Below are 13,024 nucleotides of genomic sequence, written 5' to 3'. Positions count from 1 at the left end.
TCAGACGAGGTTCGTCATGGCCAGCGACACCCGCGTCCCCTGGAGGACCAGCAGGACGCCGGCGGCGACGAGCAGGTATTTGACCGCGTTCTTCCGGGACCCGGTGAGGCCCTGATTGACCAGTGCGTTGTAGACGCCGTTGACGCCGTGGAACGTCGCGGTGACGAGGAAGAGCCACATCGTCGCGAAGTAGCCCACCTGGCTCATCCGGGCCTGCGTCCCCATGAACGTGATGTCGGCGGCGTGGTTCACGAAGTGCAACAGCATGAAGTGGAACGCGAGGACGCCGATGAGGAACACCGCCGTCAGCCGCTGGAAGAGCCAGCGGCGACCGCCGCGCTCGAACGAGGAGTAGTGCTCGGCCATTAGACGAGTGCCCCCCCGAGGAACGTCGGCACGCTCGCGACGACGATCGCACCCGTGAGCAGCAGCGACGCGTAGAAGCTCTTGTCCTGCGATTCGAGTCCGACCCCCAGGTCCACCATCAGGAGTCTGATCCCGTTGAGGATGTGGAAGACGGCGACGGCCAGCAGGCCGACCTCGAGGAACCGGACGATCAGCAGGGCTTCGAGCCCGCTAATCGTGCTGGTGTAGAGGTCGTCGCCGCTGAGCGCCGTGCTCAACACGGCGATGTGGGTGAAAAGATACCCCACGAGCACCCAGCCGGTGAACTTGTGGAAGATCCAGGCCCACATCCCGGCCGAGAAGTCTCGCCACCGTCCGAAATCCTCGACGGTGCCGCGGTTGTAAGACTGACTCATACATTGGGGGCTTAGCGCGATAACAGATAGTAGTTTCTACAACGGACGGGAATCACCGGCAAGGCGGCCGAAGACCTTCGTCAATTGACTGTTCCGTCGTCCCCAATCGTCGTCTCCGAGCGCCGGTTCCACTCGATCGCGCGCTGGGTCCGGTCGTCGAGTCGAACGAGGTGACAGAGCGGGTTGCCCGGGTACACAAGCGGGTTTTCGAGCACGCCCACGAGCAGGCCGGTAAAGGGCGCTCGCATCAGCGTGTTGTCGGTCTTGAACGGGTTCGTGATGGTGCAGATCACGTCGTCTTCGTAGACGAGGTCGCCGCGCTCGTAGTGCATGTCGACCAGTCCGCCGGAGTCAGCGCGGATCCAGGTCTTCTCGTCGTTGTCAGAGATGACGGTCCGCCACCCGGGCCACTTGACGGTGTCCGAGTCCCGGAGGCCGAACTCCGCGAGGACCGACCGGACGCTGTCGAGCGCCGAGTCGATGAGCGGGCGCTGGAACCGGTGTGCCTCGCCCATCTCGATGGTGATCGTCGGGACGCCCGCGAGGCTCGCTTCCCGCCGGAGGGACCCGGACGGCCCCTCCGAGGAGATGATGACGTTCGTCGCGAAGGCGTTGGCGACGCGGGCCACCTCGGGGTCCTCCATGTCGGCCCGGGCGTGGATCATGTTCGTTCGCCCGCGCGTCGACGTGTGGAAGTCAAGTCCGATGTCACACGGCGCGAGGAAGTTCCGGAAGATCTGGTGGGCCATCCGCTTCGCGCTCGTGGAGTCCGGGTCGCCCGGGAACGACCGGTTCAGGTCGCGGTCGTAGATCGGCAGGTACCGTTCCTGTGCCATGAACGCCGGGATGTTCAACACCGGCAGGCAGACCAGCGTCCCGGCCAGCCCCTCGTGGTCCCACTCGTGGGCGACCTCGCGGACCACTTCGATGCCGTTCAGTTCGTCGCCGTGTGCGGCCGCCGTGAGGAACACGGTCGGCCCCGGGCGCTCCCCGTTGACGATCGTGACCGGGATGCGGATGGCGTCGCCCAGATACGTCTCGCTGACGGTGTAGCGGACGTTCCGCGTCTCCCCGGGATCGACGCGTCCGCCGTCGAACGTGAACGGCTCGGCCTCCTCCATGCCCCGACAAGTGCGGTCGGGAGGTAAAACCCCTCCGGGACCGGGACCTCCACCACGGCGTGTCGACGCACGGTCGCGACTGCTTCGCACACGCGAGACACATCCCTACCTCTTTTAGCCGGCCGCCTGAACCCGACTGCATGAGCAACGAAGACATCACCGTCGGCGTCCTGAGCCTCCACTCCAGCAAGGAGTCGAAGGCCATCCTGAACGCAGTCGACGAGATGGGCTACGGCACGGAGTGGCTCAGAACCGAGAACACGGCTATCACCGTCGAAGACGGAGACATGCGACTCGAACCCGAGGTCGACGTGGTCGCGAACCGCCTCCTCCTGTCCAGCGACGAGCACCCGGCCGAGGGAATCGGGCTGGCGATGACGATGAACCGGCTCGAACCGATGCTGAACGAGCCGATGGCCGCGACGACGGCGCTGCACAAGTTCGCGAGCGCCGCCGCCCTGGCCGAGGCCAATGTACCGGTCCCCGACGCCGTCCTGGCGCTCTCGAACGACCAGCTCAACGAGCGCCGCGAGCGCTTCGGCGAGCGCGCGGTGTACAAGACCGCCATCGGGACCCACGGCGGCGGCACGTGGATGGTCGACACCGAGAACTCCGTCAACGCACAGGTCGGCGGCCGCCACGCGTTCCTCCAGGAATTCATGGAACACGACTCGAAGCGACACCACGACCTCCGCGTGTACGTCGTCGGCGACGAGATCGTCGGGGCGATGAACCGCTACGCACCCGAGGGCGAGTGGCGGACCAACGTGGCCCTCGGCGGCGAGGTCGAAGATATGACGGGCCGGCTCCCCAAGCGTGTTCGGGAAATCGCGCTCGACTCGGTCGAGGCCGTCGGACTCGACTACGCCGGCGTCGATATCGTCCAGAGCGACGACGGCTACTACGTCCTCGAAGTCAACCCAACCGCCGGATTCCGCGGCCTGTTCAAGGCCAGCGGCGTCAGCCCCGCCCCACACATCGCCCAACTCGCCATCGAGCGCGCTGGCGGCAGCGTCGACGACGAGGAGGTCGAACGCTTATCCGACCGCCTCGACGACTCGCGGCCGGCCTGTACGCCGAAGCAAAAGAGCCCGGAAACGCCGGAGAACGTCACCGTCGGTTACATCGAAGAGGTCCTCGTCACCGGCACGCAGGGGACCAAGACGGTGCTTGCGAAGTCCGACACCGGCGCGACGCGGACCAGCATCGACGCCAAGCTCGCCGCCGAGATCGGCACGGGGCCGATTCTGGACATCGTCACCATCAAGTCCGGCAGCGTCAAGTCCGGCCGATCGCGCCCGGTCGTCGACCTCGTGGTCGGCGTCGGCGGGACTCAACACACAGTCACCGCGAGCGTCGAGGACCGCTCGCACATGGACTACCCGCTCTTGCTCGGTCGGGACATCCTCAAGCACTACCAGGTCGACGTGAACCGCCGCGCCGACGAGGAACACGAACTCGACGCCGAGGAAGAGGAACAGGCCGAGGAGTAATCCGCCGGTTGGACCGCCGCTCCGCTCAGTCCTCGCTGACTTCGTCGACGCTGTCGGCGATGTCTTCGTCCGCCCGCCACAGGTACAGGCTCGCGTAGCTCCGGTACGGCGACCAGCGCTCGGCGTAGTCGGTCATCTCCGCCCGGTCGTAGCCCTCGCCGACCACGGTCTCGAACCCCTTGCGGATGCCCAGGTCGCCGACCGGGAACACGTCCTCGCGGCCGAAGGCGAACATGAGCAGCATATCGGCCGTCCAGTCGCCGACGCCCGTGATGTCGGTCAGCGCCTCGCGGATCTCGTCGTCGGTGTGGTCCGCGAAGTGTGCGAGCGAGTAGCCGTGTTCGAGGAAGGCGTCGGCGACCGCGTTGACGTAGCGCGTCTTCTGCCGGGAGAGCCCGGCATCGCGAAGCACCTCGTCGTCGGCCGCGCGGATGCCGTCCGGCGTGACCGTGACGGCGTCGAACAGTCGCTCGCGCGTCGCGGCGGCCGACGCCATCGACACCTGCTGTCTGAGGATGGCGACGACGAGGCGCTCGAAGAGGTCTTCGGCGGGGTCGAGCGTCAGTTCGCCGTGCGCCTCGACGAGCGGGCCGAGGTCGGGGTCGGTCCTGAGCGCGTCGTGTGGCGAGTCGCTCATCTGTCGGGGGAAGGGCCGCGAGCCAGAAGAACCTAGCCGTCGGCGATGATCGGATCGGGGCGCTCGGAACCGACCGCCTCGTCGGCCGGTTCGGCCGGGTTACCGACGACGGTCGTCTCGGGGGCCACGTCGTCGACGACGACGGCACCGGCCCCGACGGCGGCCTTCTCCCCGACCGTGATCGGGCCCACGAGCGACGCGCCGGCACCGACGGTGACACCGTCTTCGAGCGTCGGGTGGCGCTTCTCCCGGCGCATCGACGCGCCGCCGAGCGTGACGCCGTGGTACAGCAGCACGTCGTCGCCGATCTCGGCGGTCTCGCCGATGACGACGCCCATGCCGTGGTCGATGAAGAAGCGCTCGCCGATCTCGGCGGCCGGGTGGATCTCGACGCCGGTGAGAAAGCGAGTGAGATGCGAGAGGAGGCGCGCGAGCAGCGTCGCGTCGCGCTCCCAGAGCCAGTGGGCGACCCGGTAGGCCCAGATCGCGTGCAGGCCGGGATAGGTGAGCACCACTTCGAGGGCGCTCGTCGCGGCGGGGTCTTTCGCCAGTGCTGTGCGAACGTCGTCGTTCAGTCTGTCGAACATCGGAGTGTGGATTCTGGAGTCGGGTAATCAGCGCGTGATACGAGCGGTCGGTCCGGAACACCGGAGACTGGCCATCAACAGCGACACCGACAGCACTGGCGAGTGAAGCTGCGGCTGATAACGGTCCGGGACGGGCGAACTGCGCGACGCGAATTTCGGTCGCCCATGAGTATCGGACTTTGCACGTTCAGCGGCTTAAATGCACGGATCGACTAGTCGGCGGTGTTTAGTTAAGCGTGAAAAGTGAGGCGGACGGATTTCTTGGTGCCTATGCCAGAAATCAGCCGCCTCAGCGGGAATAGAGACTGGATTGATTTGGATTTTGTGGAGCGCGAGCGGACACCCGAGTCGGCGATGGCGCTGGGTATTCAATCGCATGTTGCGGGACTCTCGCTGTCAAATACCGTCGAATTACTCGAAGATTTGGGTGTCAATCGAAGTCGAAAAGCCATCCACGATTGGGTGCAGAAAGCCGATCTACAGCCCAAATCCGGTAAATCTCCGAATCAGATTGCGCTCGACGAAACGGTGATTCGCATCAACGACCAGCAATTCTGGCTGTACGCCGCTGCCGATCCAGAAACGAACGAACTGCTTCACGTCCGGTTGTTTGCGACGACTACGATTACTCTCACGGAAATTTTCTTGCGCGAACTTCGGCAAAAACACGATATCGAAACTGCCATTTTTCTCGTTGATGGCGCTCAACACCTCCAAACTGCACTTCAACGAGCTGGACTCCGATTTCAGATGTGTCGCCACGGAAATCGGAACGCTGTCGAACGGATTTTTCGAGAGCTGAAGCGTCGAACCTCGTCGTTTTCGAACTGCTTCAGCCACGTCGAACCGGAAACAGCCGAAAATTGGTTGCAGAGTTTCGCTCGCTGGTACAATGCTCCAAACTAAACACTACCGCTGACCGCTACCGACGGCCGAAAGTGATGCGCCAACAGAGAACGGAACTGCGAGCGGGATCAGGCGCTTAGTCGTACAGCGGGTACTCGTCGGTCAGTTCGTCCACGCGGTCGCTGACCTCGGCGATGACCGAGTCGTCGTGGGGCGCGTCGACGATCTCGTAGATGAGGTCCGCGATCTCCTCGCAGGCCGCCTCGTCGAAGCCGCGGGTCGTGAGCCCGGGCGTGCCCGCTCGGATGCCCGAGGGATTGAACGCCGAGCGCGTCTCGCCGGGGACGGTGTTCGCGTTGAGGACGATGCCGGCTTCTTCGAGCGCCGCCTCGACGTCCTTGCCCGTGGTGTCGGGATGGGAGGGGCGGAGGTCGATGAGGACGAGGTGGTTGTCCGTACCGTCCGAGACGAGGTCGAGGCCGTGTTCCTGCAGGCGGTCGCCGAGCGCACGAGCGTTGTCGACGGTCTGCTGGGCGTACTGCTCGAACTCAGGGGCGAGCGCCTCGCCGAAGCCGACGGCCTTGCCGGCGACGTTGTGCATCAGGGGGCCGCCCTGGGAACCGGGGAAGACGGCAGCGTCGATGTCGTCGGCGTACTCCTCGTCGCACATGATGATGCCGCCGCGGCCGGCGCGGATAGTCTTGTGTGTCGAACCGGTGACGAAGTCGGCGATGCCGACCGGCGAGGAGTGGACGCCGGCGGCGACGAGGCCGGTGATGTGGGCGATGTCGGCGAGGTGGTAGGCGTCGACGGCGTCGGCAGCGTCCTGAATGGTCTCCCACTCGATCTCGCGCGGGTACGCGGAGTAGCCCGAGACGATGATGTCGGGCTCGAACTCCGCGGCCGTCTCGCGCAGTTGCTCGTAGTCGATGTAGCCAGTCTCGTCGTCGACCTCGTACTGCTCGACCTCGTACACCTGGCCGGCGAAGTTCGCCGGGTGACCGTGGCTGAGGTGGCCGCCGTGGGTCAGGTCCAGCGAGAGGATCTTGTCTCCGGGTTCGAGCATGGCGAGGTAGACGCCCATGTTGGCCTGGGAACCGGAGTGTGGCTGGACGTTGACGTGGTCGGCGCCCCACAGTTCCTTCGCGCGGTCGATGGCAATTTCCTCGACCTCGTCGGCGTACTCACAGCCGCCGTAGTAGCGCTCGCCGGGGTAGCCCTCGGCGTACTTGTTCGTCAGCTCGGAGCTCTGGGCCTCCATGACGGCCTCGCTGACGTGGTTCTCGCTGGCGATCATCGCCAGCGTCTCGTTCTGTCGTGTCCGCTCGTCTTCGAGCGCATCGGCTACTGCCGGGTCGGACTCCCGTACAGTCTCGTAGGTCATGTGTGCGCCTCGGAACCCGGCGGACAATAATCTACCCCTCTTGCCGCGGGCGTGCGGTTGACTGGCACGTGGCGGAACGGGTCAGAAGTTTGAACGTTAGTAATTCGTATTCACATGTCAATTGATGGTACCCATATGTATTTATTGAATAAGGACACACATGTCAGTGTATGGTCGCCTGGGGGGTGTCAGGCGTGGGGGTCGACGCGGACGCCGATTCGACGACAGAGTGGGACGGAAGCGAAGTCGACCCGGCCGCGCTGGTACGACAGTTGCACAAGAGCGTGTCCGTCGGGACCGAACAGCTACCGCGTCCGGTCGACGAGTGTTACCGGGGAACGGTCACCGAGATCGCGCTGCCGGCGGTGGAGCCGACGGTGTCCCGGCTGGATGCAGAGCCGTACCGGGGCACACCGTCAGAACTACCGGAAGGGACCTTTCTCCTGACGATGCAGGCACCCACAGCGGTGACCGATCGAGCGGCGCCGTTCGCCGACGCCGACGAGATTCGTATCCATCTCCGCTTCGACGGTCCCGCCTACGTTCGTTCGCTGGGTACCACCACGGTTCTCGCCTTCGACGACTGGACGGCCGTCACGCTCGGGTTCATGCCGGTTTCCAGCGAGTCCCGTCCGCAGATACAAGTCCCCGAAACGCCCGCGGGACTCGCGACCGCGGTCACGAACATGAGCAGTGCGTTCCACACGATGTCGCCGTCGCGGTCACACCCGGAGTTCCGGGGGCATCCGCCGCTGGTCACGACGGGGGAACCCGTACAGATCCCCGACGCCGTGCGGGAGTGTCGGCCCGAAACCGGGATCCGTCTCCGCGTCCCGGAGCGCGTCGCCGACGTGCTCGTCACCGCCCCGCTCGCGTACTACCTCGGTGCGGCGGTCACCGTCGAGCCGCGTGACTCGGCACTGCTGACTGCCGAGGGGACCGACGTGTCGGTCTCGCTCGGCGAGTGTTCCTCGCTGCAGTGTGCCGTAGCACGACTACTCCGGAAGGTGTTCTACCTGGACTGCCAGGTCAGGCGCATCGACCCGGACCAGAACGGAGACCGGATCACAGCCGCCCTCTCCCTCGATGCTGACGCGATCTGCTCGCTGTCTCCCGCGGAGCGGCTCGAACGGTACGTCGCCGTCTCGGACGACGCGGTGAACAGCATCCTGCCCGAGTGGCCGCTCTCGACCTACGTCGAGCCGCGGGCGGATCGAGTACGGTGTCTCCCCTTCCTGCTGGAGCGACTCAGTCTGGTCTACCTGCCCGACGGCTCCGAACTCGATCTGAGCGACCTCCTCGATAAGACGCTCGCGGACTCGTACCTGTGTCGGGGGTCGGCAGAGCGGCCGTCCATGATCGAACCGACCCTTCGAGAGGGGCAGCTACACGCCTGGCTCGCGCCCGGAAACCCCATCGACGCCTGCAAAACGACGCCGGAGGCCTACCTGAACCGCTACCGGTTCGAGTGCCGATGCGATAGCGAGCCGACCGTCGCGGTCGTGCTCAACGACGAGGAGATGGCCGACGAACACACCGAAGTGACGGAGATCTACCGGGCCGCCGACCTTCCGATGGACGTCCGCGTGAGCGAGCGGCTATCGGTCGCCGAACTGGCCGACACGTTCGAGCGACAGACCGACTTCGTTCACTTCATCGGCCACTGCGACGACGCGGGACTGCGCTGCCCCGACGGCAACCTGCCGCTGTCGTCGCTGGAGGGGACGGGTACCCAGACCTTCTTTTTGAACGCCTGTGGCTCCTATCAACAGGGGCTCGACCTCGTCGAGCAGGGCGCCGTCGCCGGCGCGGTGACGTTCACCGACGTGCTCGACAAACACGCCGCGCTGGTCGGGACCGCGTTCGCACGCCTGCTGTGCAACGGTTTCAGCATCCAGCGCGCGCTCGAACTCGCCCGCCGCAGGATCATGATGTGCAAGGACTACGCCGTCGTCGGGGACGGGACGTACTCGATCATCCCGTGCCCGGACCAGCCCGCGGTGGTCTGGCTGTCGGAGTCAGAGTCGGGCTTCGACCTCGACTGCACGGTCGTCTCGCCCGAACGCCCGGGCGAGAGCTACCGACTTCCGTTCGGCGACGGCGCGGTGCTGAACGGTGAGCAGACGACCCACACGCTCGAGCGGGACGAACTGGCCGCCGCGCTGTCCGGGACGTCGCTGCCGGTCATCTACGACGGCGAGTTCCACTGGTCCGACGACCTGGCGGCGCGGCTTCAGAGCGGGTTCTAAACGGCCAGGGCGCTTTCAACACAGAGCAAGGAGCCACAGCGACCGCCAGCGAGGCACAGTTCCAGCCGCGACATCGAGTTCTGCTCAATCGCCTATATCGATATTTTTATCGCGAATATTTCGTGGGTGTTGCGCCGTGGGACGAGAAATCAACACAAATCGGCCGGTAAAATTAAATATATTAATGCGCTATATACTGGCAGAAGATAATGACTTCAAATCTCCTGCAAGACGACGTCGGCTCCATGCTCGGGGCAGTGTTCGAGTCGACGACCGAGCCGGTGTACGTCGTCAATCCGTCCCGTCAGAGCGTCGCCGAACTCGTTTCGACGCTCGACGCGGACGCCGACGCCCCGGCGGTTCGACTGCTCGCCGACGAGCGTGCGCTGAAGGACGTCATGGACGACTTCCTCGTCGCCAGCACCGCGGCCGACCTCATCGACGAAGACAGGCTCGAGATGCGACTGCTCGATACGGTGCCGAACCACTCCGTCGCGGTGACACCGGACGCAGTGTACGCGCTCGTCACGATCAACGACGCGGTCGGCGGTCTCGGGACCGACGACGGTGACTTCGTCGACACCGCCTACGACTACTACGAATCGACCTGGGCGGACGCCGACGAGTACTCGCTTCGGACGCCCCCGCTCAACCGCGTCCGCAGCACGCTCGAAGCCGACATCGGCCAGGAGACCGCCGACGACTTCGACGACGTACTGAGTTCGCTGTCGACGGCCCGCGGCGACGGCGACGGGCTGGACGAGGTCACCATCAGCCTGCTGGTCGCGGCCCGCAACGGCGAACTGCTGTACGACATCAGCAAGTGGGGCGAGGACGTCGGACTCGCCAGCAAAGCTACCTTCTCGCGGACGAAGACGAAGCTCGAGGACATGAACCTCATCGACACCGAGAAGGTCCCCATCGACGTGGGCCGACCGCGCCTGCGCCTGATGCTCGGCGACGAGCGCCTCAAGGAGGCCGAGCCGGACGAGCTGGCGACCGTCGCCCAGTCGATGCTCGCCGCATAGGTTTTTCCCCGTTCACGCCGAGGCCTTCGGCATGCCAACTGTCGAGGTCGTCGGGAGTGGGCCGGCAGTCGACTCACTCACCGAATTTCTCGCCGAAACCGACGTTGCACTGACGCGGAGTTCGACACCAACTGAATCGCCTGCAGACCTGTCCGTCGCCGTCGACACCGTCGGCGCGGCGACCTTCTCGACAGCGTCCGACCGTGCGCGCGACGGCGGGACGCCGTGGGTCGCCGTCGAACTGGGCGGCGTCGGCGGCGTTCCTGTAACCGATGCAGCGATCAGCGCATTCGGCCCGGAGACCGGCTGTTTCGACTGTCTCCGGAAACGTGTGGAAGCGACGGTCGATGGATCCGAGTCGCCCACGGAAGCACCGTCGGCCATCACCCAGCGCTTCGCCGGCGCGCTCGCCGGACGGCTCCTGACGCAGTTTTTCGACGGCGAGCGGGCGCTGTTTGGAACCGTCGTCGAACTCCCGCACACGGAGCGGCGGTTCCTCCCCGTCCCTGGGTGTGACTGCGGTGACTCGCCGGAGCGCCGACTGGACGCTGGACACCAGACGGCACACGACAGCGAGGCGCTCTCCCGGGCCGAAATCGGTCTCGACGACCGGGTGGGAATCGTCGAGCAAGTGGGGGAGGCCCGCTCGTTCCCGGCACCGTACTACCTCTCGACGCTCTCCGACACCGCCGGCTTCAGCGACGTGACCGCACCGAGACAGGCCGCCGGCGTCGCGGTGGACTGGGACACCGCGTTCATGAAGGCGCTCGGCGAGAGCTACGAGCGGTACGCGGCCGGCGTCTACCGCCTCGACGACCTCCCGAGCGGGACGGTGGACTCCCGGTCTGACGCCGTAGAACCGAGCGCGTTCGTGCGGGCCGAGTCCGGGTGGGACGACGAGACGGAGATTCCGTGGATTCGAGCCGAGAACCTCGTGACCGGCGAGGAACGGGCCCTGCCGGCGGAGACGGTGCTGTACCCGCCGCCGTCGAACGCGGTCAGGACGGCGACGACGACCGGCCTCGGCCTCGGCAACACCGTCACCGAGGCGCTGTTGACCGGGCTGTACGAGGTCATCGAGCGCGACGCCGCGATGCTGTCGTGGTACTCCACGTTCGACCCGCTCCGGGTGGCCGTCGACGACCACGACCGCTTCGACACCCTGCGACGGCGTGCGCAGTCGGAGGGGCTGGACGTGACTCCGCTGCTGTTGACGCAGGACGTTGACGTGCCGGTCGTCACCGTCGCGCTGGAGCGCGAGTCGTGGCCGCAGTTCGCGCTGGGGACCGACGCCGACCTCGACCCGGGCGCGGCAGCAGTCGGCGCGCTGGAAGAGGCTCTCCAGAACTGGATGGAACTCGACGGTATGGGCCCGGACGGGGCGAAAGAGGCCGAGGGGGCGATCGGCCGCTACGCGGAATCGCCCGGGGTCGCGGCCTCGCTGTCTGACACCGAGACGGCGGTGCCCCTCGACAGTCTCGGTCCCGACGCACCGCTGTCCGGCGATGCAGAACTCGACGCGCTCTGCGAGCGGGCGACAGACGCCGGGCTGACACCCTACGGCGCCCGGCTCACGACGCGGGACCTCGAACAGCTCGGGTTCGAGGCCGTCCGCGTGGTCTGTCCGTCGGCACAGCCGCTGTTCTTCGGCGAAGCGTTCTTCGGCGAGCGCGCCGAGCGCGTGCCGAGCGATATGGGCTTCGAGTCCCGCCTCGACAGGGACCACCACCCGTTCCCGTAGCACCGGGGCGGTGGTCCGACGTTCAGATGGCGAACGTCGCGCGCAGCATGTCGCGCGTACCAGGTCCGAGACCGACCGCGGTCACGGCGATGAGCAACAGGAGCGCGTAGCGCGGGCTGTCCTCGATGAACTCCTCGTTGAACAGCGAGACGACGAGCGAGGCGACGGCGAGCTTGACGACCAGGAACGGCCAGGACGTGCCGATGGCGGCCGAGAGCGCGGCCGGCTGGAGGGATTCCGTCGTCGCGATGATGAACGCGTTCGCGGGGTGTTTCGGGTAGTACGTGAGCGGGACGCTGAGCGCGTCGAGCCAGTCCGCGAGCAGGACGTTCGCGACGCCGTCGATGGCGTGGCCCCAGATGACGAGCAGACCGATGGTACCGGTCCCGTCGTTGACCGCCGGCCAGTACTGGTCGAACAGCCGGTAGAGGCCGTAGGACAGCGCCGAGGCGATTCCCACCGTCGTGAGCAGCACGCTCGGGTAGAGTCGCGAGTAGTCGGTGGTGACCGCCACGAAGGTCAGGTACAGCAGGGTGACGAGGACGAGAACAGTGCCGACCGCCCCGGTCGTCCGGTAGTAGCTGTCGACGACGCCGTCGTTGTCGAGTTTCACGCAGACGACGAGCACGAGCAGCGTGAGCAGGAACACCGTCCCGTAGATGACGGGGCTGATGATGAGCGACGATAGCGGGTAGTCGACGAGCGGGTCGACCCCGGCTTCGACCGCGCGGTCGGTGGCGTCCTCGACGACGCGCAGCGCGCCGCCGAGCAGCATGAAGGGGACGAACGCGAAGTAGAGCTTCGGGTCCTCGGCGATCTCCAGTCGCTCAAGCAGGAGGTAGACGCCGACGAGCATGTAGACGAGAATGAGCATGTAGCCCACTTCGGAGACGATGGTGTAGCCGGGTTCGGCGACCAGTCGCCCGTCCTGAATCGCGGCACTACAGCCCTCGTAGAGCGGTTCCGGGCCCGCAGAGGTCATGACGGCGCAGTTCGCGGCCATCGCGTCCGCGTACACCGGCCCCCAGAAGTAGTGCCAGAGGAACCGGTTCCAGACCAGTTGTGGGGCCGCGAGCACCGCCCCGAGACCGACGAGAACGACCGCGACGAGAGACCCGAGCCAGAGCTGCCCGGAGTCGAAATCACCGACGACTCGCTCGTACGTTGCCATGGCCGT

The 13,024-nt window shown here is 65.9% G+C and carries 12 protein-coding genes; 5 read left to right on the top strand and 7 right to left on the bottom strand.

Annotated features, from left to right (window positions below; all coding sequences use genetic code 11):
- From ACOZ4I_RS08940 to ACOZ4I_RS08930, 3 genes are all read right to left on the bottom strand, one after another.
- Positions 1 to 366: a succinate dehydrogenase hydrophobic membrane anchor subunit gene (locus ACOZ4I_RS08940; protein WP_423998674.1), complete on the bottom strand. Its 366-nt coding sequence runs from the start codon at positions 364 to 366 to the stop codon at positions 1 to 3.
- Positions 366 to 761 carry a succinate dehydrogenase, cytochrome b556 subunit gene (gene sdhC, locus ACOZ4I_RS08935; RefSeq protein ID WP_423998672.1) on the bottom strand — a complete coding sequence of 132 codons (396 nt, stop codon included), beginning with the start codon at positions 759 to 761 and terminating at the stop codon, positions 366 to 368. Before sdhC ends, ACOZ4I_RS08940 begins: the two co-directional genes overlap by 1 nt.
- Positions 762 to 841: 80 nt before the next feature.
- Positions 842 to 1,882 (bottom strand): succinylglutamate desuccinylase/aspartoacylase family protein, encoded by a 1,041-nt coding sequence (locus ACOZ4I_RS08930; protein WP_423998670.1) that lies wholly within the window; start codon positions 1,880 to 1,882, stop codon positions 842 to 844.
- 140 nt (positions 1,883 to 2,022) lie between these two features.
- Between ACOZ4I_RS08930 and ACOZ4I_RS08925 the strand changes: the two genes are divergently transcribed.
- Positions 2,023 to 3,375, top strand: coding sequence for a RimK family alpha-L-glutamate ligase (locus ACOZ4I_RS08925; protein ID WP_423998668.1), 1,353 nt, complete (start codon positions 2,023 to 2,025; stop codon positions 3,373 to 3,375).
- Between the two features lie 25 nt (positions 3,376 to 3,400).
- Here the strand turns inward: ACOZ4I_RS08925 and ACOZ4I_RS08920 are convergent, their stop codons facing one another.
- Both ACOZ4I_RS08920 and cysE read right to left on the bottom strand, forming a co-directional pair.
- Entirely contained in the window at positions 3,401 to 4,012 is a 612-nt protein-coding gene (locus ACOZ4I_RS08920; protein ID WP_423998666.1) for a DNA-3-methyladenine glycosylase family protein, read from the bottom strand.
- Between the two features lie 32 nt (positions 4,013 to 4,044).
- The gene (cysE, locus tag ACOZ4I_RS08915) at positions 4,045 to 4,599 is read right to left on the bottom strand and encodes a serine O-acetyltransferase (protein WP_423998664.1); all 555 of its coding nucleotides are present in this window, start codon (positions 4,597 to 4,599) and stop codon (positions 4,045 to 4,047) included.
- A 270-nt stretch (positions 4,600 to 4,869) separates the two neighbouring features.
- Here cysE and ACOZ4I_RS08910 point away from each other — a divergent pair, with 270 nt between their 5' ends.
- Positions 4,870 to 5,505: an IS6 family transposase gene (locus ACOZ4I_RS08910; protein ID WP_423998662.1), complete on the top strand. Its 636-nt coding sequence runs from the start codon at positions 4,870 to 4,872 to the stop codon at positions 5,503 to 5,505.
- Between the two features lie 76 nt (positions 5,506 to 5,581).
- On the opposite strand, the gene glyA is transcribed toward ACOZ4I_RS08910, so the two are convergent.
- Positions 5,582 to 6,829 carry a serine hydroxymethyltransferase gene (glyA, locus tag ACOZ4I_RS08905; RefSeq protein ID WP_423998660.1) on the bottom strand — a complete coding sequence of 416 codons (1,248 nt, stop codon included), beginning with the start codon at positions 6,827 to 6,829 and terminating at the stop codon, positions 5,582 to 5,584.
- Between the two features lie 170 nt (positions 6,830 to 6,999).
- Between glyA and ACOZ4I_RS08900 the strand changes: the two genes are divergently transcribed.
- The 3 genes from ACOZ4I_RS08900 to ACOZ4I_RS08890 all read left to right on the top strand — a co-directional run bounded on the left by ACOZ4I_RS08900 (position 7,000) and on the right by ACOZ4I_RS08890 (position 11,847).
- A complete protein-coding gene (locus ACOZ4I_RS08900) occupies positions 7,000 to 9,078 on the top strand; it encodes a hypothetical protein (RefSeq protein ID WP_423998658.1) in 2,079 nt (692 codons plus the stop codon).
- Between the two features lie 209 nt (positions 9,079 to 9,287).
- Positions 9,288 to 10,106, top strand: a complete 819-nt coding sequence (tbsP, locus tag ACOZ4I_RS08895) for a transcriptional regulator TbsP (RefSeq protein ID WP_423998656.1) — start codon at positions 9,288 to 9,290, stop codon at positions 10,104 to 10,106.
- A gap of 31 nt (positions 10,107 to 10,137) precedes the next feature.
- On the top strand, positions 10,138 to 11,847 hold the full coding sequence (locus ACOZ4I_RS08890; protein ID WP_423998654.1) for a YcaO-like family protein: 1,710 nt from the start codon (positions 10,138 to 10,140) through the stop codon (positions 11,845 to 11,847).
- 22 nt (positions 11,848 to 11,869) lie between these two features.
- Here the strand turns inward: ACOZ4I_RS08890 and ACOZ4I_RS08885 are convergent, their stop codons facing one another.
- Positions 11,870 to 13,018 (bottom strand): DUF63 family protein, encoded by a 1,149-nt coding sequence (locus ACOZ4I_RS08885; RefSeq protein WP_423998652.1) that lies wholly within the window; start codon positions 13,016 to 13,018, stop codon positions 11,870 to 11,872.
- Between the last annotated feature and the right edge of the window lie 6 nt (positions 13,019 to 13,024).

The organism is Haloarcula salina (genome assembly GCF_049603855.1).
GTDB classification, from domain to species: Archaea; Halobacteriota; Halobacteria; order Halobacteriales; family Haloarculaceae; genus Haloarcula; species Haloarcula salina_A.
This window is presented reverse-complemented; position numbering and strand designations above follow the sequence as displayed.

Bases quoted from the DNA above. Each gene is read 5' to 3' on its own strand.
- ACOZ4I_RS08900 (WP_423998658.1), top strand. From the start codon at position 7,000: ATGGTCGCCTGGGGGGTGTCAGGCGTGGGGGTCGACGCGGACGCCGAT.
- tbsP (WP_423998656.1), top strand. From the start codon at position 9,288: ATGACTTCAAATCTCCTGCAAGACGACGTCGGCTCCATGCTCGGGGCA.
- ACOZ4I_RS08925 (WP_423998668.1), top strand. From the start codon at position 2,023: ATGAGCAACGAAGACATCACCGTCGGCGTCCTGAGCCTCCACTCCAGC.
- glyA (WP_423998660.1), bottom strand. From the start codon at position 6,829: ATGACCTACGAGACTGTACGGGAGTCCGACCCGGCAGTAGCCGATGCG.
- ACOZ4I_RS08890 (WP_423998654.1), top strand. From the start codon at position 10,138: ATGCCAACTGTCGAGGTCGTCGGGAGTGGGCCGGCAGTCGACTCACTC.
- ACOZ4I_RS08920 (WP_423998666.1), bottom strand. From the start codon at position 4,012: ATGAGCGACTCGCCACACGACGCGCTCAGGACCGACCCCGACCTCGGC.
- sdhC (WP_423998672.1), bottom strand. From the start codon at position 761: ATGAGTCAGTCTTACAACCGCGGCACCGTCGAGGATTTCGGACGGTGG.
- ACOZ4I_RS08885 (WP_423998652.1), bottom strand. From the start codon at position 13,018: ATGGCAACGTACGAGCGAGTCGTCGGTGATTTCGACTCCGGGCAGCTC.
- ACOZ4I_RS08930 (WP_423998670.1), bottom strand. From the start codon at position 1,882: ATGGAGGAGGCCGAGCCGTTCACGTTCGACGGCGGACGCGTCGATCCC.
- ACOZ4I_RS08910 (WP_423998662.1), top strand. From the start codon at position 4,870: ATGCCAGAAATCAGCCGCCTCAGCGGGAATAGAGACTGGATTGATTTG.
- cysE (WP_423998664.1), bottom strand. From the start codon at position 4,599: ATGTTCGACAGACTGAACGACGACGTTCGCACAGCACTGGCGAAAGAC.
- ACOZ4I_RS08940 (WP_423998674.1), bottom strand. From the start codon at position 366: ATGGCCGAGCACTACTCCTCGTTCGAGCGCGGCGGTCGCCGCTGGCTC.